This window comes from Geodermatophilus sp. SYSU D00663 (assembly GCF_054050655.1).
In genome coordinates this window covers 44,634-70,019 of record NZ_JBJGZT010000002.1, presented here as the reverse complement: position 1 = coordinate 70,019, position 25,386 = coordinate 44,634, and the positions used below count along the sequence as shown (strand labels likewise).

Annotated in this window: 18 protein-coding genes; 12 read left to right on the top strand and 6 right to left on the bottom strand. The window is 76.8% G+C overall.

Going from position 1 to position 25,386, the window contains the following annotated elements; genetic code table 11:
* Window positions 1-66: 66 nt before the first annotated feature.
* Window positions 67-2,397, bottom strand: coding sequence for a glycoside hydrolase family 65 protein (locus tag ACI79Z_RS01850; RefSeq protein WP_387990593.1), 2,331 nt, complete (start codon window positions 2,395-2,397; stop codon window positions 67-69).
* A 145-nt stretch (window positions 2,398-2,542) separates the two neighbouring features.
* A complete protein-coding gene (locus ACI79Z_RS01845) occupies window positions 2,543-4,048 on the bottom strand; it encodes a glycerol-3-phosphate dehydrogenase/oxidase (protein WP_456901500.1) in 1,506 nt (501 codons plus the stop codon).
* Between the two features lie 38 nt (window positions 4,049-4,086).
* Between ACI79Z_RS01845 and ACI79Z_RS01840 the strand changes: the two genes are divergently transcribed.
* Entirely contained in the window at window positions 4,087-5,790 is a 1,704-nt protein-coding gene (locus tag ACI79Z_RS01840) for an FAD-binding oxidoreductase (protein ID WP_456901499.1), read from the top strand.
* 189 nt (window positions 5,791-5,979) lie between these two features.
* Here the strand turns inward: ACI79Z_RS01840 and ACI79Z_RS01835 are convergent, their stop codons facing one another.
* Window positions 5,980-7,431: an FAD-binding oxidoreductase gene (locus ACI79Z_RS01835; RefSeq protein WP_456901498.1), complete on the bottom strand. Its 1,452-nt coding sequence runs from the start codon at window positions 7,429-7,431 to the stop codon at window positions 5,980-5,982.
* 130 nt (window positions 7,432-7,561) lie between these two features.
* On the opposite strand from ACI79Z_RS01835, the gene ACI79Z_RS01830 reads away from it, so the two are divergent.
* The gene (locus ACI79Z_RS01830; RefSeq protein WP_387990604.1) at window positions 7,562-10,993 is read left to right on the top strand and encodes a BTAD domain-containing putative transcriptional regulator; all 3,432 of its coding nucleotides are present in this window, start codon (window positions 7,562-7,564) and stop codon (window positions 10,991-10,993) included.
* Here the strand turns inward: ACI79Z_RS01830 and ACI79Z_RS01825 are convergent.
* A complete protein-coding gene (locus ACI79Z_RS01825; protein WP_456901497.1) occupies window positions 10,990-11,493 on the bottom strand; it encodes a GbsR/MarR family transcriptional regulator in 504 nt (167 codons plus the stop codon). The two genes, ACI79Z_RS01830 and ACI79Z_RS01825, sit on opposite strands and share 4 nt — an antisense overlap.
* Window positions 11,494-11,567: 74 nt before the next feature.
* Here ACI79Z_RS01825 and ACI79Z_RS01820 point away from each other — a divergent pair, with 74 nt between their 5' ends.
* Both ACI79Z_RS01820 and ACI79Z_RS01815 read left to right on the top strand, forming a co-directional pair.
* Entirely contained in the window at window positions 11,568-12,494 is a 927-nt protein-coding gene (locus ACI79Z_RS01820) for an ATP-binding cassette domain-containing protein (RefSeq protein ID WP_456901496.1), read from the top strand.
* Window positions 12,491-14,143 carry an ABC transporter permease gene (locus ACI79Z_RS01815; RefSeq protein WP_456901495.1) on the top strand — a complete coding sequence of 551 codons (1,653 nt, stop codon included), beginning with the start codon at window positions 12,491-12,493 and terminating at the stop codon, window positions 14,141-14,143. The genes ACI79Z_RS01820 and ACI79Z_RS01815 overlap by 4 nt, the downstream gene beginning before the upstream one ends.
* On the opposite strand, the gene ACI79Z_RS01810 is transcribed toward ACI79Z_RS01815, so the two are convergent.
* The gene (locus ACI79Z_RS01810) at window positions 14,140-14,907 is read right to left on the bottom strand and encodes an SDR family oxidoreductase (RefSeq protein WP_387990616.1); all 768 of its coding nucleotides are present in this window, start codon (window positions 14,905-14,907) and stop codon (window positions 14,140-14,142) included. The two genes, ACI79Z_RS01815 and ACI79Z_RS01810, sit on opposite strands and share 4 nt — an antisense overlap.
* A gap of 63 nt (window positions 14,908-14,970) precedes the next feature.
* On the opposite strand from ACI79Z_RS01810, the gene ACI79Z_RS01805 reads away from it, so the two are divergent.
* The 3 genes from ACI79Z_RS01805 (at window position 14,971) to ACI79Z_RS01795 (ending at window position 19,211) form a co-directional block, all read left to right on the top strand.
* Window positions 14,971-16,197: an arginine deiminase gene (locus tag ACI79Z_RS01805; RefSeq protein ID WP_387990619.1), complete on the top strand. Its 1,227-nt coding sequence runs from the start codon at window positions 14,971-14,973 to the stop codon at window positions 16,195-16,197.
* Window positions 16,198-16,293: 96 nt separating this feature from the next.
* Window positions 16,294-17,778 (top strand): MFS transporter, encoded by a 1,485-nt coding sequence (locus tag ACI79Z_RS01800; protein WP_387990622.1) that lies wholly within the window; start codon window positions 16,294-16,296, stop codon window positions 17,776-17,778.
* A complete protein-coding gene (locus ACI79Z_RS01795) occupies window positions 17,775-19,211 on the top strand; it encodes a M20/M25/M40 family metallo-hydrolase (protein ID WP_456901494.1) in 1,437 nt (478 codons plus the stop codon). Before ACI79Z_RS01800 ends, ACI79Z_RS01795 begins: the two co-directional genes overlap by 4 nt.
* 59 nt (window positions 19,212-19,270) lie before the next feature.
* Here ACI79Z_RS01795 and ACI79Z_RS01790 read toward each other — a convergent pair whose 3' ends face one another.
* Complete coding sequence (locus ACI79Z_RS01790) at window positions 19,271-20,206, bottom strand: DUF5926 family protein (protein ID WP_456901493.1); 936 nt, start codon at window positions 20,204-20,206, stop codon at window positions 19,271-19,273.
* Window positions 20,207-20,263: 57 nt separating this feature from the next.
* Between ACI79Z_RS01790 and ACI79Z_RS01785 the strand changes: the two genes are divergently transcribed.
* From ACI79Z_RS01785 to ACI79Z_RS01765, 5 genes are all read left to right on the top strand, one after another.
* Window positions 20,264-21,472, top strand: coding sequence for a cytochrome P450 (locus tag ACI79Z_RS01785; protein WP_456901492.1), 1,209 nt, complete (start codon window positions 20,264-20,266; stop codon window positions 21,470-21,472).
* Complete coding sequence (locus ACI79Z_RS01780) at window positions 21,472-22,134, top strand: DNA alkylation repair protein (protein WP_456901491.1); 663 nt, start codon at window positions 21,472-21,474, stop codon at window positions 22,132-22,134. The genes ACI79Z_RS01785 and ACI79Z_RS01780 overlap by 1 nt, the downstream gene beginning before the upstream one ends.
* Window positions 22,135-22,227: 93 nt before the next feature.
* Window positions 22,228-22,764: a SigE family RNA polymerase sigma factor gene (locus tag ACI79Z_RS01775; RefSeq protein WP_456901490.1), complete on the top strand. Its 537-nt coding sequence runs from the start codon at window positions 22,228-22,230 to the stop codon at window positions 22,762-22,764.
* Entirely contained in the window at window positions 22,761-23,711 is a 951-nt protein-coding gene (locus ACI79Z_RS01770; RefSeq protein WP_456901489.1) for a hypothetical protein, read from the top strand. The genes ACI79Z_RS01775 and ACI79Z_RS01770 overlap by 4 nt, the downstream gene beginning before the upstream one ends.
* A gap of 49 nt (window positions 23,712-23,760) precedes the next feature.
* Entirely contained in the window at window positions 23,761-25,377 is a 1,617-nt protein-coding gene (locus tag ACI79Z_RS01765) for a long-chain fatty acid--CoA ligase (protein WP_456901488.1), read from the top strand.
* The last annotated feature ends 9 nt before the right edge of the window (window positions 25,378-25,386 follow it).

The following is a 25,386-nucleotide window of genomic DNA, read 5'->3' as shown; positions in this document are numbered from 1 at the left end:
CCTGCTCCGTTCGTCCCGTACAGCGGAACGGTCATCTCACTGAACGGGATGGGACCGGACGGGGCGTCAGGTCCGCGGCTCGCGCCCGGCCGGCTGCCGCGGCTCGCTGAGCAGCGGCGTGGGCGCGCGCAGGGGCACGCGCACCGGGGTGGTCGTGACCGCCTGCGCGGCGCCGTCGACGACGACGGTCATCGGCCCCTCCCCGCGCACCAGCGTGAGCGTGGTGCCCTGCTGCGTCGTCTCGACGCGGAGCACGCTGCCGCGCCAGGTGACGTGCCACGCCGTGCGGGACAGCGACGACGGCAGCAGCGGCGCGATCTCGAGGTCCCCGTGGTCCTCGCGCATACCCCCCAGACCCGCGGTGAGCGCCAGCCAGGCCCCGGCCACCGAGGCCAGGTGCAGCCCCTGGGCCGTCCCCTGCCGGACGTCGCGCAGGTCCACGAGCGCGCACTCGCGCAGGTAGCGCAGGGCGAGGTCGGGGTGCTGCGCCTGCGCGCACACCACCGCCTGCACCGCGGCCGACAGGGAGGAGTCCCGCACGGTGCGCGCCTCGTAGTACTCGAGGTCGCGCGCCACCTCCTCGTCGGTGAACTCGTCGCGGCACCACCACAGCGCCTGGACGAGGTCGGCCTGCTTGAGCACCTGCCGCCGGTAGAACGTGGCGTAGTGGTTGTGCTCCTGCACCGGGTAGGCGTCGCACTGCTCCTCGAAGGGCCACTCCTCGTACGACGTGAAGTTGGCGTTCATGGGGTGCACGCCCAGCCCCTCGTCCCACGGCACGTGGACCGCGTCGGCCGCGGCCCGCCAGGCGGCGGTCTCGGTGTGGTCCACACCGAGCTCCGCGGCCCGCGCCTCGTACCTGCGGCAGGCGTCGGCCGCGCGCCGCAGGTTGGCCCGCGCCATGAGGTTGGTGAAGACGTTGTCGTCGACGACGCCGGTGTACTCGTCCGGACCGGTCGTGCCGAACAGGTGCCACGCCCCGGCCGCGTCCTCGTGCCCCAGCGACATCCACAGCCGCGCCGTCTCCACCAGCACCGGCAGGCCGCCGACGTCGTCGAGGTCGGCGCCGGTGGCGTTCTCGTACAGCCAGAAGGCGCGGGCGACGTCGGCGTTGACGTGCATCGCCGCCGTGCTCGCCGGCCAGTACGCCGACACCTCGGGCCCGCTGATGGTGCGCCACGCGAACGCCGCGCCCGCCCGGCCCAGCGTCCGGGCGCGCTCGCGGGCGGAGCCGATCGTCTCCGCCCGCCACCGCAGCAGGCGGGCCGCCGTGTCCGGGCGCAGCAGGGTCAGTGCCGGCAGCACGAACCCCTCGACGTCCCAGAAGGTGTGGCCGCTGTAGCCCATGCCGGTCAGGCCCTTGGCCCCGACGGGGGCGCCGGAGATGCAGGCGGCGGAGCAGAACAGCTGGAAGACGCTGTAGCGCAGCGCCTGCTGGAGCTCGGGGTCGCCGTCGACCTCGACGTCGGCCGTGGCCCAGAACTCGTCGAGCACGCCGCGCTGCGCTGCCAGCAGGCCCTCCCACCCCAGGTCGAGGGCGGAGGCCAGCGCCGCGGACGCCTGGCCGACGAGGGAACCCGCCCACGCGTCGAGCGACCAGGTGTGCGCGACCACCTTGGTGATCGCGAGGGCCCCGCCGGCGGCCAGGTCGGCGGCGACCGTGGTGACGACGCGGTGCTCGTCGGCGTCGGAGCTGACGTGCCCGCGGTCGACCACGTGGTCGACCGCGGCCGCGACCGTGATGCCCGACCGCCGGGTGCGGGCCGCGAGGGTGCCGCCGGTCGCCGCGGAGGCGTGCACCAGCGGCTCGAAGGCGTTGTCGAGGCACTCCGCGACGCGCGGGTCGTCGTTGTCCACGCCCGTGGGCGTCACCGCCCCGCTGGCCAGCTCGGACCGCACGACGACGTGCGCCGGCCCGTCCAGCGCGCGGACCTCGTACCGGACGGCGCAGATCGACCGCTCCGCCAGCGAGACCAGCCGCCGCGAGGTGACCTCCATCGTCGTCCCGCGCGGCGTCGTCCAGCGCACGAGCCGGTCGAGCGTGCCGGCGCGCAGGTCCAGCGTGCGCTCGTGGACCTCCGGCCGGACCTCCCGCACGTCGAGCGGGATGCCGTCGACCAGGAGGCGCAGCGGCGTGCCGTCGGTGACGGTGAGCAGCGCCTGCCCCTCGCCGGGCTGGCCGTAGCCGCCCTCGGGATAGGACAGCGGGTGGGTCTCGTAGACCCCGGACAGGTAGGTGCCGCGCATGCCGAACGGCTCGACCTCGTCGAGCGTGCCCCGGATGCCGACGTAGCCGTTGGACAGGCTGAAGAGGGACTCGGCGACGTCGAGCGTCCCGGTGTCCACGTGCGGCTCGCGGACCGTCCAGGGGGCGACGTCGAGTCTGGGGGCGCTCACGGCGGGTCCTCGCGGTCTCGGAGGGCTGTCGGGGGCACCCGGCCGGGTCCCGCTCCCCGTCCTACCGCCCGGCGCGCACCCGCGCGACCGGCGGCGGCACAGGACGCTCCCCGCACGCCGGGGGGCCGCGGGTGCGGACCGCCTCCTATGCCCCGGCCAGGACGGACTCCGCGACGGGCACGGCGGCGGCGCGGTCGGCGGGGACCAGGCCGAGGCGCACCCGCCGGTCGAGCAGGTCGGCCACGCTCCGCGCCCCCTCGGCCAGCGCGCCGAACCGCAGCTCCCCCACCGTCTCCGGACGGCCCCCGACCACCGGCTCCGTCCCCAGCGCGGCCACCCGCGGCGCCTCGGTGCCGTACCGGGCGACCAGCCGCGCCGGGGCGGCCACCCGCGCCAGCTCGGCCGGGGACGCCGCCCCGACCAGCGGCAGCCGGGCGGTCGGCGAGCGGCGCGCGCCCCGGCCCAGCCGCGCGACGACGGCGTCGACGGCCTCGGCGGCCATCGCCCGGTAGGTGGTCAGCTTGCCGCCGACGACCGACAGGACCGGTCCGTCCCACCGCAGCAGGTGCCGCCGCGAGAGGTCCGCGGTGGCGTCGCCCGGCCCCGCCCCCGCCGACCGGGGCAGCACCAGCGGCCGCAGCCCGGCGTAGGAGCCGACGACGTCGTCCCCGGTCAGCGGCACGGCCAGCACCCGGTTCACGGTGTCGAGCAGCTGCCGCACCTCGGCGTCGGCCGGCACCGGGTCCTCGTCCGGGACCGGTCCGGGCACCGGCTCGTCGGTGAGCCCCAGGTACACCAGCCCGCCCGGCTGCGGCAGCGCGAACACGTACCGGGAGCGCGAGCCGGGCAGCGGCACGGTGAGCGCCGCGACCGGGTCGCCGAGCCGGCCGGCGCGGACGACGAGGTGCGAGCCGCGCGAGGGCGCCAGCCGGATGCCCGGCGCCAGCGCCTGCGCCCACACGCCGGTCGCGTTCACCACCGCGCCCGCCCGCACGGTCAGCGCCGCGCCGTCGACCTCCACCGCCACCTCGCCCCCGTCGACGGCGGTCACCCGGGCGCCGGTGAGCACCCGCGCGCCGTGCGCGGCCGCGGTGCGGGCCAGGGCGACGACGAGCCGGGCGTCGTCGGTGAGCTGACCGTCCCAGAACACCGCGCCGCCGCGGCCGGGGCGCACCGCGGGCGTCAGCCGCGCGACCTCCGCGGCGCCGGCGCGGCGGGTGCCGGGCAGCGAGCCGCGCCCGCCGCGCACCGACCGGCGCACCGCGTCCCCCAGCCGGCCGCCCAGCGCGCCGACGGCGCTGACGTCGCGGCCGGCGGCGTCGGGCACCAGGAACGGCAGCGCCCGGACCAGGTGCGGCGCGGTGGTGCGCATGAGGACGGCGCGCTCGCGGGCGCTCTCCCGCGCCAGGCCGACCTCGCCGTGCGCCAGGTAGCGCAGGCCGCCGTGCACCAGCTTGCTCGACCACCGGCTGGTGCCGGCGGCGAGGTCGGTGCGCTCGAGCAGCGCCACGGACAGCCCGCGGGCGGCGGCGTCGAGGGCCACCCCGGCGCCGGTCACGCCCCCGCCCACGACGACGACGTCGACACCGCCGGCCAGGGCCTCGAGGTCGGCCGCGCGGCGCTCCGGGGTGAGGTCGGGCCCGCCGGTCACGTGCGGGGTCCCGGTCGGAGCACCGGCAGACTGTAGCCGTGTCCGAGCAGCCGGAACTGACCGTCCAGGGGTGGGGGCCCGGCAGCTCCCGGGTGGCCACGGTGGCCGAGCCGGGGGACGCGGCGGAGGGCTCCCTCGAGCTCACCCGCGACCCCGACCTCGCCACCGCGCTGCCCAAGGCCGCGCGCCGCCACCTGGCCGGGGAGCTGGGCTGGGAGCCGCGGCCGACCCCGCCGGTCGCCGTCGCCGACATCCGGCTGGCGCCCTCGCGGCTGCCGGCCGACGTCCACGACGCGCTGGTCGCGCTCCTCGGCGCCGACCACGTGCGCACCGACCGGGAGGCGCGGCTGCGCCGGGCCGGCGGCAAGAGCTACCTGGACCTGCTGCGCCGGCGGGAGGGCGACGCCTCCGACGCGCCCGACGCCGTCGTCCTGCCCGGCAGCACGGAGCAGACCGCGGCGCTGCTGGCGCTGTGCGCCGAGCACGGGGTCGTCGTCGTCCCGTTCGGCGGGGGCACCAGCGTCGTCGGCGGGCTGTCGGGGATGGACCCCGACGACCGGCCCTCGCTGTCGGTCGACCTGTCCCGGATGGCGGCGCTGACCGACGTCGACGTCGCCTCGTCGCTGGTCACCGCCGGCCCCGGCATGCGCGGCCCGGCGCTGGAGGAGGCGCTCGGGGCCCACGGGCTGACGCTGGGCCACCTGCCGCAGAGCTGGGAGTACGCCACGCTCGGCGGCTACGCGGCGACCCGCTCGGCCGGGCAGTCCTCCACCGGCGTCGGCCGCTTCGACGACCTCGTCGCGGGCCTGACCCTGGCCACGCCGTCGGGGGTGCTGGAGCTCGGCCACCCGCCGGCGTCGGCGGCCGGACCCGACCTGCTCGGCCTGGCGCTGGGCTCGGAGGGCGCGCTCGGGATCATCACCGGGCTGCGGCTGCGGGTGCGCCCGGCGCCGCGGGCCCGGCTGTACGAGGGCTGGTCGTTCCGCACCTGGGCCGACGGGCTCGCCGGGCTGCAGCGGCTGGCGCGGCACGACCTGCTGCCCGACGTCGTCCGCCTCTCCGACCCCGACGAGACCCGCGCCACCCTGCTCAACGCCGGCGGCACCGGCGCCCGGCTGCTGCGCGGCGTCCTGCGGGCCCGCCGCCGCGGCGAGGGCTGCCTGCTCGTCGTCGGCTGGGAGGGCCTGCCGCAGGTGGTGCGGGCCCGCCGCCGGGCGGTGCTCCCGGTGCTGCGCGAGCACGGCGCGGCGCGGGTCGGCCGCCGGGTGGGCGAGTCGTGGCGCCGGCACCGGTTCGCCGCCCCCTACCTGCGCGACCGGCTCATGGACGCGGGCCTGCTGGTCGAGACGCTGGAGACGGCGGCCACCTGGACCGCGCTGCCGGCCGTCTACGACGCCGTCCGCACCGCGCTGCAGCGGTCGCTGGGCCGGCCCGGCAAGCGGCCGCTGCTGATGACGCACGTGTCCCACGGCTACGCCACGGGCGCCTCGCTGTACGTCACCGTGCTCGCCGACCGCGACGACGACCTGCCGCTGCAGCAGTGGCTGACCGCCAAGCGGGCGGCGACCGAGGCGCTGCTGGCCGCCGGCGGCACGCTCACCCACCACCACGCCGTCGGTGCCGACCACCGCCCCTGGCTGGAGCGCGAGGTCGGCCCGCTCGGCGTCGAGGTGCTGCGCGCGGTCAAGGCCCGGCTGGACCCCCAGGGCATCTGCAACCCCGGGGTCCTCCTGCCCGACTGACGCCGCGGATGATCAGCTGAGCTCACCGCCGCGCGTCCTGGCTCACCGTGGGGGGTGAGCCAGGACGCCGCAGGATCAGCTCACCTGATCGTGCTCGTCTCCGGCGGGGTCCAGCCCGGCGGGGGCAGGGCCGGCGGGATCCCCATCCGCCGCCGCAGCCAGGCCGGCGGCCGCGGGCGGGGCGGCTGCTCAGGCACCCCGGCCCCGCAGCGCGTACCCGGTGGAGAAGACGTCGTCGGGGTCGACCGCCCGCTTGACGGCCAGCAGCCGCTCGGCCGAGGCCGGGTCCCAGGCGGCGAGGACCTCCTCGGGACCGCTGACGTCGCCGAGGAAGTTGACCATCCCGCCGGGCGCGGCCCACGGCGCCAGCGCGGCGAGCACGCCGCGGCCGACCGCGGGCACCACCTCGGCCAGCTCCGGCACCATCGGGCCGATCACGAACACCGACCAGGCGGCGCCACGGCCCGGGACGGCGTCGGGCACCCGCGCCGGGCGGGCGAGCGCACCGCCCATCTGGCGGATCTCGGCCATGACCAGCGGCACCTGCACGTCGGGGCCGGCGGCGGCGAGGAACGCGTCCACGGTCTCCCCGGTCAGCTCGGCGAGCAGCATCCCCTTCTCCCAGCCGGGCATCGGGTCGGTCGGGTCCATGTGCACCGCGTCCAGGGCCGTGGTCGGCATCGGCCCGACGCCGCCGAGCAGCACCTCCCCCGCGGCCTGCATCGGCGCCACCAGCGCGGTCCCGAGCTCGGGGTCCTCGCCGGCGTAGACGTAGCGCAGGTGGACGACGGTCTGCCCGCGCAGCGGCGGCGGCAGCTCCTCCACCGGAGGCAGCCGCAGCACGGCGACCGAGGTGCCGACCTCCTCGGGCAGCGTCGGCGCCCAGGCGCGGTAGGCGTGCAGCACCGCGGCCGCGTCCCTGCCGGCGAAGAACAGCCCGCCGGCGACCAGCGCCGGCACGCGGAACAGCTCGAACTCCAGCGCGGTGACGACACCGAAGTTGCCCTTGCCGCCGCGCACCGCCCAGAACAGCTCGGGCTCGGTCTCGGCGCAGACGGTGCGCAGCACGCCGTCGGCGGTGACGATCTCCACGCTCACGACGGCGTCGGCGGCGAACCCGTGCCGGCGGCCCAGCGGCCCGAGCCCGCCGCCGAGGGTGTAGCCGACCACCCCGACGTCGGACGACGAGCCGCACAGCCCGGCCAGCCCGTGCTCGGCGGCGGCCGCGACGACCTTCTGCCACTTGACGCCCGCCTCGACCCGCGCGGTGCGGCGGGCCGGGTCGACGGCGACGCCCTGCATGCGGCGGGTGGTGATCATCAGCGCGCCGTCGGCGTTGCGGACCGGGCCGTGGCCGGTGGCCTGGACGGCGACCGGCAGGCCGTGCGCGGCGGCGAAGGAGACGGCGGCCGCGACGTCGGCGGCGCAGGTGGCACCCACCGCGACGGCGGGCGTGTGGGTGACGGCGAGGTTCCAGGCCGCGACCTCGGCCGCCATGCCGTCGTCGCCCGCGACGTAGACCGGCCCGTGCACCCGGCCGCGCAGCTCCGCGACGGCGGCGGGGTCGAGGGCGGCGGGCACGGCGTCGTCGAGCGGTGTGCGCGGGAGCGGGGCGGCGGCGGGGGTCTCGGTCAGGCTCATGTCGGGTCCTCGGGGCAGGGGGGATGGCCGGGGACCACCGTGGCCACCCCGCCTTGACCGCCACTTGCGCCCGACTTGAGGCGCACGAACCCCTCCCCAGGCGGCGCGCGACCTGTCACGATGCCCGATCGTGCGGTTCCGCGTCCTCGGTCCCCTCGAGGTCACCGGTCCCGACGACCGCCCCGTCGACGTCGGCGGGGCCAAGCCCCGCGCGCTGCTGACCCTGCTGCTGGCCGAGGCCGGCCGGGTGGTCCCGATCGACCGCATCGTCACCACGCTGTGGGGCGACGAGCCGCCGCCCACGGTCACCGGGACCCTGCAGGCCTACGTCTCGCACCTGCGCCGGGTGCTCGAGCCCCAGCGCGGGCCGCGCGAGGCGCCGACGGTGCTGCTCACCCGGGCGCCGGGCTACCTGGTGCAGGTCGGCGCCGAGGACCTCGACAGCCTGCGCTTCGCCCGCCTGGTCGAGGAGGGCGACCGCGCCGTCGAGGCCGGCGACCCCGCCGGCGGGGTCGCCGCGCTGGACCGCGCGCTCGAGCTGTGGCGGGGCGAGCCGCTGGCCGAGCTGGGCGACGGGCCGGGCGCGGCCACCGACCGGCTGCGCCTCACCGAGCTGCACGTGCGCGCCCGCGAGCGCCGGTGCGACGCGCTGCTGGCCGTCGGCCGCGCCGACGCCGCCGTCGCCGACCTGCAGCGCCTGGTCGCCGAGCACCCGCTGCGCGAGCGGCTGTGGGCCCGGCTGGTCACCGCCCTCTACGCCGCCGACCGGCAGGCCGACGCGCTGGACGCGCTGCGCCGCTGCACCGAGCTGCTGCGCGACGAGCTGGGCATCGACCCCGGCCCCGAGCTGCGCGACCTCGAGCAGGCGGTGCTCCGGCAGGACCCCAAGCTCGCCTCACGGGTGCCCCGGCCGGTGCTGTCGGTGGTCCCGCCGCCGGCACCCACCGCGCTGGCGGTCCCCGGCGACGAGACGCTGGTCGGCCGCCGCGCCGAGCTGGCCCGGCTGCGGGCGGCCGCCGAGCAGGTCGCCGCCGGGCGGCCCGCCGTCGTCGTGCTGGCCGGCGAGGCCGGCATCGGCAAGACCCGGCTGGCCGAGGCGGTCGCGGACACCACCCGGGCCGCGGGGTGGGCGGTCGCCGAGAGCCGCTGCGCCGACGACGCCGGCGCCCCGGCCCTGTGGCCGTGGACGCAGGCGCTCGAGCAGCTGGGCCAGGAGCCGCCCGCGCCCGCCGGGGACGACGGCGACGACGCCGACGCCGCCCGGTTCCGGCTGTTCCAGGAGCTGCGCGGCAGGCTCACCGCCGCCGCCCGGCAGCGGCCGGCGATGGTCGTCCTCGACGACCTGCAGGGCGCCGACACCACGTCGGTGCAGCTGCTGACCCTGCTGGCCCGGCACCTGCCGCGGGTGCCGCTGCTGGTCGTCGTGACCGTGCGCAGCGTCGGGGAGGACCTGCCCGAGGCGGTCGCGGACTGCCTGGCCCGGCTGGCCCGCGAGCCGGCCGCCACCACGATCACCCTGCAGGGCCTGGACGCCGAGGACGTCGGCTCGCTGCTGGCCGCGCAGCTGGGCTCTGCCGGCGACCCGGGCCTGGCCGCCACGGTGCACGACCGCACGGCGGGCAACCCGTTCTTCGTCGTCGAGCTGTCCCGCTGGATGCGCGGCGGCCGCGACCTGCACGCGGTGCCGGTGCCGCCGTCGGTGGGCGAGGTGCTGCGGACCCGCCTGGCCCGGCTGCCCGCCGGCGCCCGCCCGGTGCTCGAGCTCGCCGCCGTCGCCGGCCGGGAGGTCACCCTCGACCTGCTCGAGGCCGCCGGGGAGCCGGCCGAGGCCGCGCTGGCGGCCCTGGACGCCGCGGTCGCCGCGGGCCTGGTCGTCGAGGGCGGCACGCCGTGGAGCTGGCGGTTCACGCACGCGCTGGTGCAGGAGGTCCTCGCCGACGACCTCCCCGCGCTGCGCCGGGCCCGCCTGCACGCCCGGCTCGGCGAGGCGCTGGAGCGGCAGGTGGCCGGCGGCCGCCCCGACGACGCCGTGGTCGAGCGGCTGGCGCACCACTTCGTCGAGGCCGCGCCGGTGGCCGGCCCCGCCGCCGGGCTGCGGTGGTCCACCGCCGCGGCGGCCAACGCCCGGGCCCGCCTGGCCGACGGCGAGGCCGCGGTGCACACCCGCCGCGCGCTGCGGCTGGTCGACCCGGCGCAGCCCGGCGCGGTCCGCACCCGGCACGACCTGCTCACCGCGCTGGGCAACGACCTGCTGCGCAGCGGCGAGCGCACCGAGGCCCACCAGGTGGTCGGCGAGGCGATCGCGCTGGCCCGCGAGCTCGGCGACCCGCGCTGCCAGCTGGAGTCGGCCGCGGTCTGGGGCGAGGTCACGCTGTGGAACTGGCGGCCGCACGGCGTCGTCGACGCCGAGATGGTCGCCCTGCTGGAGGACCTGCTCGAGCACCGCGACGAGATCGCCCCGGACGCGACCGAGGCCGAGCGGGACCGGCTGACCGCGCGGCTGCTGGGCACCCTCGGCGTCGAGCTGGCCTTCAGCGAGGACCTGCAGCGCGGCGTGCGGTACGCCGAGCGGGCGGTGGCGCTGGCCCGCGGCGTCGGCGACCCGGAGCTGCTGGGCCGGACGCTGAACAACTACTCGCTCGCGGTGTGGGGCCGGCCCGGTGCCGCCGAGCTGCGGCTGGCCGCGACCGACGAGGCGCTGGCCCTGGCCGGGCGCGGGCTGCCGCGGCGCACCGAGTTCTACGCCCGGCTGCACCGCGCGGCGATCCGGCTGCACCTCACCGACCGCGCCGGTTTCGAGGCCGACCTGGAGGCCGGGCGGCGGCTGGCGTTCTCGCTGTCGGGCCCGGAGGTGCGCCCGCACGTGCTGTGGCAGCAGGCCGGCGCCGCCTGGCTGGCCGGGGACGCCGCCCGCGCCGAGGACCTGACCACCGAGGCGCACGAGCTCTACCGCCGGGTGACGCCCCACTCGCGGCACGCCTACGCCGCGCACCTGTTCGCGCTGCGCCGCGGCGACCACCGGCTGCCCGAGGCGATCGACCTGCTCGTGGAGACCGGCGACGAGGGCAACCCGCTGCTGCAGCTCATGGCCGTGGTGGCCGCCGCGGAGTCCGGCGACCTCGCGGTGGCCCGGCGGCTGCGCGCCCGCTGGGGCCGCACCCAGATCCGCGACTGGGCCAGCGACGTCGCGGTGCTGCTGCAGGCCGAGGCCGCGCTGCACCTGGGCGACGAGCCCGAGCTGACCGTGGCCACCGTGCAGCTGCTGCCCTTCCGCGGGCGGCAGGCGGTGCTGGGCACCCCGGCGTTCAGCCTGGGCGCCTACGACGAGCTGCTGGGCCGGATCGCCGAGCGCACCGGCGACACGGTGGCCGCCCGCGACTGGTGGACCGGCGCCCGCGAGCAGGGCCGGAGGGTCGGCTCGCCGCACCAGGTGGCGCTGGCCGAGTCCCACCTGGCCCGGGTGCCCGCCGAGCAGGCGCACCGGCCGCCGCGGCGCCGGCGCTCCGAGCCCCCGACGCCGCGCCCTGCCGTGCACCCACCGGTCGAGGAGCGTCCCGCCTAGTGCGGCCCGGCGCCCCGCCGTTCCCGTTCCCGGGGCCAGCGGGCGACGGCGTCGGCGAGGACCTCGCGCAGGAACGCCAGGAAGTCGCGCGTCTCGGCGAGCCGCCGGCCACCGGGCCGGTCGGCGCCGAGCAGTTCGATGCCGGACGCCGCGACGTCCTCGAACCGCCGGAGCGTCTGCAGCTCCGCCGTGACGGCACGGGTCCAGAGGTTGGCGTCGTCCAGCACGTACAGGTCGCTGCGCGTACCGGGCTCACGCTCGCGCACCAGGAAGCCGACCTGGACCAGCTGCCGGACGGCCCCGCTGATCGCCGCCGGGCTGACCTGCAGGCCCTCCGCGAGCTCGGCGGCGGTGTAGCGGTCGGCGTCGTCGGCGAGCGCGTAGGCCATGACCCGCGCCTGCATCGGCTGCATGCCCGACTCGCGCAGCACGAGCGCGAACCGCTCCACGAACCGCAGGAGGGTCGCCCGCTCGGCGTCCAGGTCGTCCGCAACCGCCACGCCGCCCATCGTACTGGGCCTCCTGGCGCTCAATACTGTTCACGAAATAGTGAAAAGTCTGTAAGTTCACGGCCATGACGGCGATCTCCATCGCGGGACTGGTCAAGACCTTCGGCGCCACGCGCGCCCTGGACGGGCTCGACCTCGAGGTCGACACCGGTGAGGTGCACGGCTTCCTCGGCCCGAACGGGTCCGGCAAGTCCACGACCCTCCGGGTGCTGCTCGGCCTGCTGCGTCCCGACGCCGGCCGGGTCCGCCTGCTCGGCGGCGACCCCTGGCGCGACGCCGTGGCCCTGCACCGGCGCCTGGCCTACGTGCCCGGGGACGTGACCCTGTGGCCGACCATCTCCGGCGGCGAGGCCATCGACCTGATCGGGCGGCTGCGCGGCGGGCTCGACCCGCGACGTCGCGCCGAGCTGCTCGACCGGTTCGACCTCGACCCGCGCAAGAAGGCCCGCACGTACTCGAAGGGCAACCGGCAGAAGGTCGCCCTGGTGGCCGCGCTGGCATCCGACGCCGACCTGCTGGTGCTCGACGAGCCGACGTCCGGACTCGACCCGCTCATGGAGGCGGTGTTCCAGGAGTGCATCCGCGAGGTCCGCGCCGAGGGCCGCACGGTGCTCCTCTCCAGCCACATCCTGGCCGAGGCCGAGGCCCTGTGCGACCGGGTCAGCATCATCCGGCACGGCCGGACGGTGCAGAGCGGCAGCCTCGGCCAGTTGCGGCACCTGACCCGCACGTCCGTCGTCGCCGAGACCGCTCGCCCGGCGAGCGGCCTGGCGGCGCTGCCGGGCGTCCACGACCTGCGGCACGAGGACGGCCGGGTCCGCTTCGACGTCGACACCGACGCGCTGGACGGCACCCTCAGGTACCTGACCACGCTCGGTGTCGTGGCCCTGACCAGCACGCCGCCCACGCTCGAGGAGCTCTTCCTGCGGCACTACGGCGACGAGCTGGCGGAGAACGGCGCCCCCTCCGGGTCCGAGGCGGTGCGGTCGTGACCACCCGGCTGTCGGAGGCCCCCGCCCGGCCGGTGCCGCCGGTGACCGGGACCCGGCCGTCGACCACCACGGGCACCGGCACGCTCCTCCGGTTCGCGCTGCGCCGTGACCGGGTGCGGCTGCCGGTGTGGATCGCCGCCGGCACGTTCCTGGTGGCGCTGCAGTCGGTCTCGAGCCAGTCGCTCTACGACACCGCCGAGGCCCTGGCCGCCTACCGCGCATCCGTGGGCAGCAACGCGGCGACGATCGCCCTGGCCGGCCCGCCCGTGGGGCTCGGCACGGTGGCCGGGGCGGTCGCCTTCGAGATCTCCGCGACCGTGATGCTGGTCGCCGCGCTGATGGCGACGTCCACCGTCACCCGGCACACCCGGGCGGACGAGGAGGCCGGCCGGACCGAGCTGGTCCGGTCGGCGCGCGTCGGCCGGCACGCACCGCTGCTGGCCGCCGTCCTCCTGTCGTCGCTGGCGTGTGCGGTGCTCACCGTCGCCGTCTGGACCGCCGCCACGGCGACCGGACTGCCGGCCGTCGGCTCCCTGTTCCTCGGCGCCTCGTTCGGGGCGTGCGGGCTGGTGTTCACCGGGATCACCGCCGTGGCCGTGCAGGTGACCGGACACACCCGGGCGGTCCACGGCCTGGTGGGTGGGCTGTTCGCGGTGTCCTTCGTGCTCCGTGCGCTCGGCGACGTCGAGGGCAGCTGGGTGGTCTGGACCTCGCCGATCGGCTGGGCGCAGGCCACCCACCCGTTCTCCGACGACGCCGTCGCACCGCTGGTGCTGTGCGCGGTCGTCGCCGTGGCGCTGGTCCTGGCCGGGTTCGCCCTGCTCGACCGCCGCGACCTGGGCGCCGGCCTCGTCCAGCCGCGGCCGGGCCCGGCGCACGCCCCGTGGTCGCTGCGCTCGCCGCTCGGCCTCGCCGTCCGCCTGCAGCGGGGGGCGTTCGTCGCGTGGACGCTGGGCCTGGCCCTGCTGGGGGTGGTGCAGGGCGCCCTCGCGGAGTCCGTCGAGACGCTGGTCGCCGGCAACGAGCAGGCGCTGGCCGTCTTCGGCGACCCGGACGTCGGCGAGCTGGTGGACGCCTACCTCGGCACCACGTTCGGCGTCACGGCACTGCTGGCCGGCGCCTACGCGGTCTCGTCGGTGCTGCGCGCCCGCGGCGAGGAGTCCGGCCAGCGCGCCGAGCCGGTGCTGGCGACCGCCACCAGCCGGTCCCGGTGGCTGGGCAGCCACGTCGCCGTCGCCCTGGCGGGCTCGGGGCTGGCCCTGACGGCATCCGGTCTCACCACGGGCGTCGTGCGGGTGGCGCAGACCGGCGAGGCGGCCGCCCTGGGCCGGATGGTGGGTGCCGCCGTGGCGTACGTGCCGGCGGTCTGGGTGGTCGCGGGCACCGCGGTGGCGCTGTTCGGGCTGCTCCCCCGGGCGGCGACCGCGCTGGCGTGGACCGCCGTCGGCGTCTCCCTCGTCCTCACCCTGTTCGCCGGGTCGTTCGACTGGCCGGGCTGGGTCGGTGGCCTCTCCCCGTTCGGCTGGGTGCCCCTGATGCCGCTGGAGCCCTGGACCGCAGCGCCGGTGCTCGTGCTGACCGGGGTCGCCGCCGTCCTGCTCGTCGCCGGCTCCACGGGCTTCGCCCGCCGGGACCTGGCGACCGGTTAGAGGGTGGTGGCCCGGCCGCCGTCGACGGGGATGACGGCGCCGGTCACGTACGCCCCGGCCCGGCTGGCCAGGTAGACGACGACGCCGGCCATGTCGTCGGGGCGGCCGATGCGGCCCAGCGGCGAGCTGGCGGCGATCTCGTCGCCGCGGGCGGCCAGGGTGGCGGCCATCATCTTCGACTCGAACGGCCCCGGCGCGACGGCGTTCACGGTGATCCGCCTGGGCCCCAGCTCCTTGGCCAGGTGCCGGGTGAGCTGGTGCACCGCGGCCTTGCTGGAGGAGTACGAGTAGGTCGGCAGGACCGGCACGTGCAGCCCGTCGATGCTGCCGACGTTGACCACGCGGGCCGGGTCGTCGTCGGTGGCCGCGGCCTCGAGCAGCGGCAGCACCGCCCGGGTCAGGAAGAACGGCGCCTTGACGTTGAGGTCGAGGACCTTGTCCCACGCCGAGGCGGGGAAGGTCTCGAGCGGCTCGCCCCAGGTGGCGCCGGCGTTGTTGACCAGCACGTGCACGCGCTCCTCGCGGCGGCCGACCTCCTCGGCCAGCCGGACGCACTCGGCCTCGGTGCTGATGTCGGCGGGGATCGACTCCACCCTCCCGAACGCCGACAGCTCCGCCACCGCCTGCTCACCTGCCTCGGGCTTGCGCGAGCTGACGTAGACCGACGCCCCGGCCTGCAGCAGGCCGCGCGCCATCATCAGGCCGATGCCGCGGGTGCCGCCGGTGACGACGGCGACCTTCCCGGTGAGGTCGAACAGGTCCACGCGGTGCCTCCTCCTGTGGCGGTGCCGTGCGCCGGCCGGGCCACTGTGCCAGCCTCTCCCCCCGTGACCACCGCGGCCCCCAGTCCCCTCGGCGTGACCAGCGAGGTCGGCCCCCTGCGGACGGTGGTCCTGCACCGGCCGGGCGCCGAGCTGCGCCGGCTCACGCCGCGCAACAACGACCAGCTGCTCTTCGACGGCGTCCCGTGGGTGGCCCGCGCGCAGGAGGAGCACGACGCGTTCGCCGCCGCCCTCACCGACCGCGGCGTCGAGGTGCTCCACCTCGACCGGCTGCTGACCGACGTCCTGGACCACCCGACGGCCCGCGAGGAGCTCGTGGCCGCCGCCGTCGACGACCCGCGCCTGGGCGCCACCCTCCAGCGCACGGCCGCCGGCCACCTGTCCGGCCTCGCGGCCGACGACCTCGCCGGCGCGCTCATGGCCGGCGTGGCGCACCACGAGCTGCGCGGCGGGCGGGGCCTGGCCTACGAGCTGATGGACCGGCACGACTTCGTCGTCCCGCCGCTGCCCAACCTGCTGTTCACCCGGGACTCGTCGGTGTGGGTCGGCGACCAGGTCGCCGTCACGTCGCTGGCGATGCCGGCCCGGCACCGGGAGAGCACGATCCTCCGCGCCATCGCCACGTACCACCCGCGCTTCGCCGGCGCCGAGCAGCTCTACGACTCCTCGCTCGAGCACCTCGAGGGCGGCGACGTCCTGCTGCTGGCCCCCGGCGTGGTGGCCGTGGGTGTGGGCGAGCGGACGACGCCGGGCGGCGCCGAGCGGCTCGCGCGCCGGGTGTTCGCGCGGGGGCTGGCGCACACGGTGCTCGTCGTCCCGATAGCCCAGGAGCGGGCGACCATGCACCTGGACACCATCGCCACGATGGTCGACGTCGACGCGATGGTCATGTACCCCGCGGTGGCGGACACCCTCGTCGCCTGGACGGTCACCGCCGACACCCCGCCCGACGACGCCGACACCACCGACCTCGTCGTCCGCGGCCCGGCGCCGTTCGTGGTCGCCGCGGCCGAGGCGATGGGCATCGACCGGCTGCGGGTGATCGACACCGGCCTGGACCCGGTCACCGCCGAGCGCGAGCAGTGGGACGACGGCAACAACACCCTCGCGCTGGCCCCGCGGCTGGCGGTGGCCTACGAGCGCAACACCGTCACCAACGCCGCACTCGAGGCCGCCGGCATCGAGGTGGTGCGGATCGCGGGCTCGGAGCTCGGCAGCGGACGCGGGGGGCCGCGGTGCATGTCGTGTCCCGTGTGGCGCGATCCGCTGTGACCCCTCCCGGACCGGCCGCGAGGTCCGTACGGTGCCGTACCGGGTCTCCTCCCCGGAGGTCCGGACGGGAGGACCCGCCGTGAGGGGCAGCAGGGCGTGACCGGCACGCAGACGCGGCGGCGCGGCGGCCGCATCGCGGGGCTCGGCGGGGGGCTGGTCGGCTGGCTCGTCTTCGTCGAGTTCACCAGCGGGGTGCTGCAGGGCTACTACGTCCCGCTGCTCACCGACGTCGCCCGCCACCTGGGCATCCACGACGCCGACGTGAACTGGCTCGAGGCCGCCCAGCTGATGACGTCCGCGATCGCGGTCCCGGTGCTGGCCAAGCTGGGCGACCTCCACGGCCACCGCCGGATGCTGTGGACCTCGGCGGCGGTGGTCGCGGCGGCCACCGTCGTGCTGGCGTTCGCGCAGGACTTCGGCGTCTTCCTGGTGGCCTGGGCGGTGCAGGGCGTCTACGCCGCCTGGCTGCCGCTGCAGGTGGCGCTCATCCACTCGCGGTCGCGCGGGCAGGCCGACGCGGCCGCCCGCACCCGCCGGGCGACGGGGCTGGTCGTCGCCGCGCTCCAGGCCGGCGCGATCGTGGGCGCGCTCGGCGGCGGGCAGGTCGGCGACGCGCTCGCCGGGCGGTTCTGGCTGGTGCTGCTGCTGCCGGGCCTGCTGGTGGCCGGCGTCTGCGTCGTCGTGCTCACCCGCGTGCCCGAGAGCACCGACCGGCGGGCCGGCGACGTCGACGTCCCCGGGGTCGCCCTGCTCAGCGTGGTGCTGCTGGTGATCACGGGCGGGCTGAGCTTCGTCCGGGTCAACGGCGCCGGCGAGGTGTGGCCGTGGCTGGTGACCGCGGCCGGCGTGCTGCTGGTCGTGCCGTTCGTCCGGTACGAGCTGCGCCGCGCGGACCCGCTGGTCGACTTCCGCGTGCTGCGCTCCCCCAGCACGTGGCCGGTGCAGCTCACCGCCGGGCTGTTCGGGGTGAGCGTGCTCGGCGCGCAGGGGCCGCTGTCGACGTTCGCCCGCACCGACCCCGACACCTACGGCTACGGCCTGGGCCTGTCGACCAGCCAGGTGTCGATCGTCATCGGCGGCTACGTCGTCTCGATGCTGGTCGGCGCGAGCTCGTTCTCCCGGGTCTCCGCGGCCACCACGCCCAGGGTCACGCTGATCGGCGCCGCCACGCTCACCGGCCTGGGCTACCTGCTGCTGGTCCCGCTGCACGCCACGCTGCCGCAGGTCCTCGGGGCGATGGTGGTCGCCGGCCTCGGCTCGGGGGCGCTGGTGGCGGCGCTGCCCGCGGCCGCGGCGGCAGCGGCGCCCGCCGGTCGCACCGGCGTCGCGACCGGGTTGACCAACACGACCAAGGTGCTCGGCGGCAGCTTCGCCTCCGCCGTCTTCGCCGTCGCCCTGGCCGCCGGCGCGCCGGCCGCCGCCGACGGGTCCGAGGGCACCGCCGGGTCGCTGTCGGGCTACGTCACGGTCTGGGTGGTCTGCGGGGTGACGGCGTGGCTGGCCGCGCTGTCGCTGGTCTTCGTGCCGCGCCTGGCCTTCTCCGACCGGCCCGAGGCCGTGGGCGTGCGGGAGGTCGCGTGAGGACCGCCCCGCTCCTGCTCGGTGCCGCGGCCGCCGCCGGCGCCGCGGCCGCGCGGCGGGTCGCCCGCTTCCGGCCGGTCCCCGCGCCGGTCGAGCCGGCGGACGCCTCGGGTCTGGACCCCGACGCCGCCGCGGCCCGGCTGGCCGAGCTGATCCGCGTCCCCACCGTCTCCTCGCGCGACCCCGGGCAGGCCGACGCCGCGGCGTTCGAGCGGTTCCGCGAGCGCCTGGCCGAGCTCTACCCGCACACGCACCGGGCGCTCGAGCGCGAGCTGCTGCCCGGCGGGTCGCTGCTGTACCGCTGGCGCAGCGGCACCGACGCACCGCCGCTGGTGCTCATGGCCCACCACGACGTCGTCCCGGTGACCGGCCAGGACTGGTCCCGCGACCCGTTCTCCGGCGCGGTCGAGGACGGCTGGGTGCACGGCCGGGGCGCCGTCGACGACAAGGGCTCGCTGGTGGCGGTCCTCGAGGCGGTCGAGTCCCTGGCCGCCGGGGGACACACCCCGGCACGCGACGTGTACGTCTTCTCCGGCAACGACGAGGAGGTCCTCGGCGTCGGCGCCCAGGAGGCGGTGGCCGTGTTCCGCGGGCGGGGCATCCGGCCGTGGGCGGTGGTCGACGAGGGCGGTGCCGTGGTGACCGGCGTCTTCCCGGGCGTGCCGGGGCAGATCGCCGTCGTCGGGCTGGCCGAGAAGGGGCTGCTCGACTGCGAGCTGGTCACCACCGACCCCGGCGGGCACGCGTCCTCGCCGACGTCGGGCGGTGCCCCGGCCCGCCTGGCCCGCGCGATCCTCCGGCTGGACGCCGCGCCGTTCCCGGCCCGGCTGCACGACGTCGTGCTGGCGATGGTCGACGCCGCGGGCCGCCACGCCCCCGGCGCCCACCGCGCGCTGTTCGCGCACGCCCGCCCGCTGCGGCCGCTGCTCGCGACGGCGCTGGCCCGGGCGAGCCGCGAGGCCAACGCGCTGGTGCGGACGACGGTGGCGGTGACCGAGCTCGAGGGCAGCAGCGCGCGCAACGTGCTGGCCACCCGGGCGCGGGCACACCTGAACGTCCGGATCGCGCTGGGCGAGACCGTGCAGTCGACGGTCGAGCGGCTGCGCCGGGTGGTCGCCGACGACCGCGTCGAGGTCCGGGTGCTGTCGGGCAGCGACCCCTCACCGGTCTCGCGGACCGACACCGAGGCCTACGCGGCGCTCGGGGCCGCGGTGCGGGCGGTGTACCCGGGGGCCGCCGTCGCGCCGTACCTGATGGTGCAGGCCAGCGACGCCCGGCACTTCGCGCAGATCAGCGACAGCGTCTACCGGTTCATGCCCTTCGACCTGTCCCGCGGCGAGCTCGACGCGCTGCACGCCGCCGACGAGCGGATCAGCGTCGCCGCCCTGCACCGGGGCGCGGTCTTCTTCCGGCACCTCATCACGCACCTCTGAGCGCGCTCGTGCTCTGCCCCCGGAAGTGGGCAGAGCACGAGCGGCGGCGGGAGGAGGCCCTACCGGAGCGTGATCTGGCGGGAGAGCAGGCCGGCGCGGGCGCGGCGCTCGTCGGCGGTCAGCGGATCGGTCACCGTCAGCGCCTGCTCCAGGCGGGTGGCGAACTCGGCCGCGGGGCCGGCCCACTCCTGCGCGGGGGTGTCGGCCGGCAGGTCCCACACCGGGACGACGAGCCCGTGCGCGCGGAAGGCGCCGGCGTACCGGGTCCCCTCGCCCAGCAGCAGCTGCTCGGACGCCGAGAGCCGGGCCAGCGCGTCGAGCAGCGGCTCCTCGGCCTCGGGCCGCACCCAGCGCAGGTGCGCCCGCTCGTTGCCCGGCCGCACCCAGTAGGCGGCCCCCAGGCCCTCCAGCCGCTCGGTCGGCAGCACCGCCTCGTTGGCCCGCTCCAGCCCGGCCTGCGCGGCGGGGTTCGGGTCGGTGCCCTCCAGCCAGAAGCCGAAGTCGGGGTGCACGGTGACCTCGAGCGGGACGGTGGGGTCGAGCAGTTCCTGCAGCCGCGGCCCGGCCGAGCCGGCCGCGCCGATCGAGCCCGGGTCGACCGGCGCGCCGGCCGGCGAGTCCAGCGCGGCGGCGAGCGCGGTGCCGATGTCCCTGCTGACGTCGTCGGAGGAGGCCTGCAGCTGGACGCCGAGCAGGATCTCGCCGTTGCTGCGGACCAGCGCCGGCGCACCGCCGGGCAGCACGCTGGCGAGGGTCACGTCGCGGCCGTCGGTGGTCCTCAGCGGCGCCGTGGCGGCGGGCACCAGCTCGCGCAGCGCCACCCAGTCCGGCTCGCCGGGCAGGCCCTCGAAGGGGCGGGTCACCGGGGGTGCGTAGCCCGAGCCGTGGCAGTGCTTGTACCGGCGGCCCGAGCCGCACGGGCACGGGGCCTTCGGGTTGATCCCACCCTCGACGGCGGCGGGCGCGGAACGGCGGCGGGTCGCGGAACGGGCCATGCGGCCCAGGGTATGTGGGGCCGGGACGGGGTCCCGCGGGCCATAGGCTTCGGCGTCGTGACCTCCCTGGCGGCACCGCTCGACCTCACCGACCCGGCCGTCGTCGCCGACCCCTACCCCGCCTTCGCCGCCGCCCGCGCCGTCGCCCCGGTCCAGTGGCACGAGGGCCTGCGGCTGTGGCTGGCGTTCACCCACGCCGAGAGCAACGCCGTCCTGCGGGACCGGCGGCTGGGCCGGATCTGGCGGGACCGGGAGCCGGAGGAGCGGTTCGGGCAGTTCAACCTCATCCACCGCAACGCCGTCCTCGAGATGGAGCCGCCCGACCACACCCGGCTGCGCCGGCTGGTCAGCGCGGCCTTCGCCCGCGGGCACGTCGAGCGGCTGCGCCCGTGGGTCGAGCACCTGGCCGGCGAGCTGGTCGACGGGCTGGTGGAGCGCTCCGGCGGCAGCGAGCCCGTCGACGTCCTCTCGGGGATGGCCGAGGAGCTGCCGGTCGCGGTCATCGCGGAGCTGCTCGGCGTCCCGGAGGCGGACCGGCCGCTGCTGCGCCCCTGGTCCAACGCGATCGTGAAGATGTACGAGTACGGCCGGACCGCGGCGGTCGAGGACGCCGCCGAGCGCGCCGCCGCGGAGTTCGTCGCCTACCTGCGCGACCTGGCCACCGAGCGCCGCCGCGCCCCCGGCGAGGACCTGCTGTCGCACCTGGTCACCGTGCGCGACGCCGACGGCGACCGGCTCACCGAGGACGAGCTGGTCACCACGTGCATCCTGCTGCTCAACGCCGGCCACGAGGCGACGGTCAACGTCAGCGGCAACGGCCTGCTCGCGCTGCTCGAGCACCCCGACCAGCTGGCGCGGCTGCGGACCGACCCGACGCTCCTGCCGACGGCGGTCGAGGAGCTCATGCGGTTCGACTCGCCGCTGCAGCTGTTCGAGCGCACCGCGACCGCCGACGTCGAGGTCGGCGGCGTCACCGTGCGGGAGGGGGAGAAGGTCGCCGCGCTGCTGGGTGCCGCCAACCGCGACCCCGCCGTCTTCGCCGCCCCCGACACCCTCGACGTCGGCCGCAGCGACAACCCGCACATCTCCTTCGGCGCGGGTGTGCACTTCTGCATCGGGGCGCCACTGGCCCGCGTGGAGCTGCAGGCCTCCTTCGGCGCGCTGCTGGGGCGCACCAGCGACCTGCAGCTCGCCCGCCCGGCGCGGCGCCGTCCGGAGTTCGTCATCCGCGGCCTGGCCGAGCTGCCCGTCGTCCTGACCCGGTAGTGGCCGCGACCGCGGAGGTGCTCGGCCGGCTCCGGGAGCTGGCCGACCCGTCGCGGCTGGCCGGCATGGCCCGTCACGGCGTCGGCGGCGCGCAGACCCTCGGCATCACGGTCGCCGAGCTGCGCACGCTGGCGAGGGAGCTGGGCCGCGACCACGCGCTGGCCGCCGGGCTGTGGGGCTCCGGCGTCCACGAGGCCCGGATCCTGGCCGGCATGGTCGAGGAGCCGGCCGCGGTGGACGCCGCGCAGCTCGACGCGTGGGCGGCCGGGTTCGACTCCTGGGACCTGTGCGACCAGGTCTGCCAGAACCTCGTGCGGCACACCCCGTTCGCCTGGGACCGGGCGCTGGCGTGGAGCGGGCGGCCGGAGGAGTTCGTCAAGCGCGCCGGGTTCGCCGTCATGGCCGGGCTGGCGGTGGCGGACAAGGGCGCGGACGACGACCGGTTCGAGCCGTTCCTGCGCGCGGTCGCCGAGCGGGCCGACGACGACCGGCCGATCGTCCGCAAGGGCGCGAGCTGGGCGCTGCGGCAGGTCGGCAAGCGCAGCCCCGGCCTGCACGGCCGCGCCGTCGCGACGGCACGGGAGCTGCGGTCGGGCGGCCCCGGCGCCCGCTGGGTCGGCACCGACGCCCTGAGGGAGCTGGAGCGGCGTCCTCCGCGGTGACCGGGCCGTGACCGGATCGTGACCGGATGCGACTGGGGCGGGCCGGCCCTGCCGATGCGTCTCCAGGGTGGGACGGAGCGGCGAGGAGGACCGGTGGCAGCAGAGCAGGACGCGGAGTTCACCGCGTTCGTCAGGGACGCCGGCCCGGCGCTGCTGCGCACCGCCTGCCTGCTCACCGGCGACCGGCACCGCGGCGAGGACCTGCTGCAGACGGCACTGGCGCGCACCTACGCCCGCTGGGCGCGGGTGCGGGAGACCGACGACCCGACGGCCTACGTACGCCGGGTCGTCGTCAACAGCCACCTCAGCTGGCGGCGGCTGCTGAGCAGTGGCGAGCAGGTGGTCGAGTCGCTGCCCGACCGCTCCGACGGCCGCGACCTGCAGGCCGCGTACGCCCAGACCGACGAGCTGCGAGCCGCGCTGCTGCACCTGTCGCCGCGGGTCCGCACCGCTGTCGTCCTCCGCTACTACGAGGACCTCAGCGAGGCCGACACCGCCCGGCTCATGCGGTGCTCGACCAGCACCGTCAACAACCACGTCACCCGCGGGCTCGCCGTCCTCCGGACGCTGCTCGCCCCCGCCGGCCTGACCACCCCCACCGCGGCACCCGTGTCGAGGAGGTCCTCGTGACCGACGTCGAGTCCCACCTGCGCGCCCGGCTGGGCGCCGTCGCCGAGGACCTGACCGGCCCTGACGACACCGTGTCGGCGCCGGCGGCCATCGCCCGGTACCGGCAGCGCCGGAGGACCCGGGTCGTGCTGACCGCCGCGACCGCGGCCGTCGCCGCCGTCGTGGTCGCCGTCCCCGCCGCGGTGGGCGGGCCCGCACGTGGCTCCGGCGAGGTCGCCGGTGCGGACCGCACACCGGCACCCACTCCGACCTCCACCCCGGACCGTGAGGCCGAGGTCGCCGCTCGTGAGGCGGCCGAGGCGGCCGCGCGCGCGGCAGCGGCGTCCCGGTCGGCGCAGTGGGCGGCCGAGGCCGCTGCCGCCCAGGCGGCCGCACAGCCCGAGCTCGACGCCGTCGTCTCGGAGCTCGGCGGCCCGGTCACGCTGGGCTCTCCGGCGGAGTGGGACCGGTGGCTGCCGGACGGCAGGCCGTACCCCGGCGACGACCTCGAGGACGACCTGTCCACCTGCCCGGTCCTGTCCGCCCGGCTCGGTGAGGTCACCGGCCGGGAGATGAGCTACTGGGCCGGGACGCTGCCCAACGGGCCCGCCGGGTGCACCTGGGTCCCCGTGCCCCTGGTGTACGACACCGTCGACCACGACACCGTGGTCAGCGTCGGCTTCCTCGCCGACGGGACCACCGTGGAGGAGTACGCCCGGGACGCGCGGCAGGGCCCCGGCCAGGGCGTCGCACCGTGCCCGCGGGCCGACGTGCCCTCCGCGCCCGGAGGTGCTCTGCTGCTGCGGTGCGAGTCGTCGGGCACGACCAGCTACACGCTCGTCGTGCCCGACACGCGGCTCGAGGGCGGGGTCTGGTTCCTGGTGGTCTCCACCGACGAGCGGGCGACGGCCCCCGCGGCCGACGTCCTCCCCGCGCTGGTCGAGGGTGTGACCGCCGCGTTCGGCTGACCGGCCGGCACCTGTGGATCGTGAGCGCGGTCACTGGCACGATGCCGCCATGCGCGGCCTCATGCAGGACTTCCCTCTCACGATCGACGCGATCTTCCGGCACGTCGAGCAGCACTACGGCGACGGGACGATCGTCACCGGCAGCCCGACCGGACCGGTGCGCAGCACCTACGCCGAGTGGGCCGATCGGACCCGCCGGCTGGGCGGGGTCCTCGACACCCTCGGCGTCAGCGAGGACGGCCGGGTCGGCACCTTCGGCTGGAACAGCCAGCGGCACCTGGAGCTGTACTTCGCCGCGCCGGCCACCGGGCGGGTGCTGCACACCCTCAACATCCGGCTGTTCCCCGAGCAGCTGACCTACATCGCCAACCACGCCGAGGACGAGGTGGTCTTCGTCGACCGCACCGTCCTGCCGCTGTTCTGGCCGCTGGTCGACACGATGAAGACGGTCAGGCACGTCGTCGTCATGGACGACGGCGGCGACAACGAGATCCCCGACGACCCGCGCGTCCTGGACTACGAGACGCTGCTGGCCGAGGCGCAGCCGGTCGACTTCCGCGTCGAGGACGAGAACCGCGCCGCCTCGATGTGCTACACGTCCGGCACCACCGGCAACCCCAAGGGCGTCGTCTACAGCCACCGCTCGACGTTCCTGCACACGATGGGCGTGATGCAGCCGAACGCCTTCGGCCTCGGCATCCAGGACGTCGCCATGCCGGTCGTGCCGATGTTCCACGCCAACGCCTGGGGCATCGCCCAGGCCGCCCCGGCCGCCGGCGCCTCGCTGGTCATGCCCGGGCCGATGATGCAGCCCGAGGCGCTGGCGAAGCTCATCGTCGAGGAGGGCGTCACCTTCACCGCCGGCGTCCCCACCATCTGGCAGGGCGTGCTGCCGCACCTGGCCGGCAAGCCGCACAAGCTGCGCGACATCGGCTGCGGCGGCTCCGCGGTGCCCAAGGCGCTGTCGGAGGCCTACCGCGAGCAGGTCGGGCTGCCGATCCTGCAGGCCTGGGGCATGACCGAGACCCACCCGGTCGCCTCCTCCGGGGTCCTGCCCAAGCGGTACGCCGACGCCGACGACGAGACCAAGGCGGCCCAGCGCGCCCGCGCCGGCATCCCGTTCCTCGGTGTCGAGGCGCGCATCGTCGACGCCGAGACCCTCGAGCCGCAGCCGTGGGACGACAAGGCCACCGGCGAGCTGCAGGTCCGCGGCCCGTGGTGCGCGAAGGACTACTACAACCCCGACGCCGGCGTCGTCCTGACCACCGACGACGGCTGGATGCGCACCGGCGACGTCGCGGCGATGGACCCTTTCGGCTCCATCCGCATCGCCGACCGCACCAAGGACCTCATCAAGTCCGGCGGCGAGTGGATCAGCTCGGTCGACCTCGAGAACGCGATCATGAGCCACCCGAAGGTCAAGGAGGCCGCGGTCGTCGGCATCCCGCACCCGAAGTGGGACGAGCGGCCGCTGGCGTGCGTCGTCCTCAAGGACGGCGAGGAGGCGACCGAGGAGGAGATCCTCGAGCACCTGAAGCCGCTGGTGGCCAAGTGGTGGATGCCCGACGCCGTCGAGTTCATCGACGAGGTGCCCAAGACCAGCGTCGGCAAGTTCTCGAAGAAGGACCTGCGCACCCGTTTCGCGGAGTACGCGCCCAGGTCCTGAGTCGGGGTC

Coding starts and splice junctions, on each gene's coding strand:
- ACI79Z_RS01765 (WP_456901488.1), top strand. CDS start 23,761: ATGCGCGGCCTCATGCAGGACTTCCCTCTCACGATCGACGCGATCTTC.
- ACI79Z_RS01790 (WP_456901493.1), bottom strand. CDS start 20,206: ATGGCCCGTTCCGCGACCCGCCGCCGTTCCGCGCCCGCCGCCGTCGAG.
- ACI79Z_RS01835 (WP_456901498.1), bottom strand. CDS start 7,431: ATGAGCCTGACCGAGACCCCCGCCGCCGCCCCGCTCCCGCGCACACCG.
- ACI79Z_RS01820 (WP_456901496.1), top strand. CDS start 11,568: ATGACGGCGATCTCCATCGCGGGACTGGTCAAGACCTTCGGCGCCACG.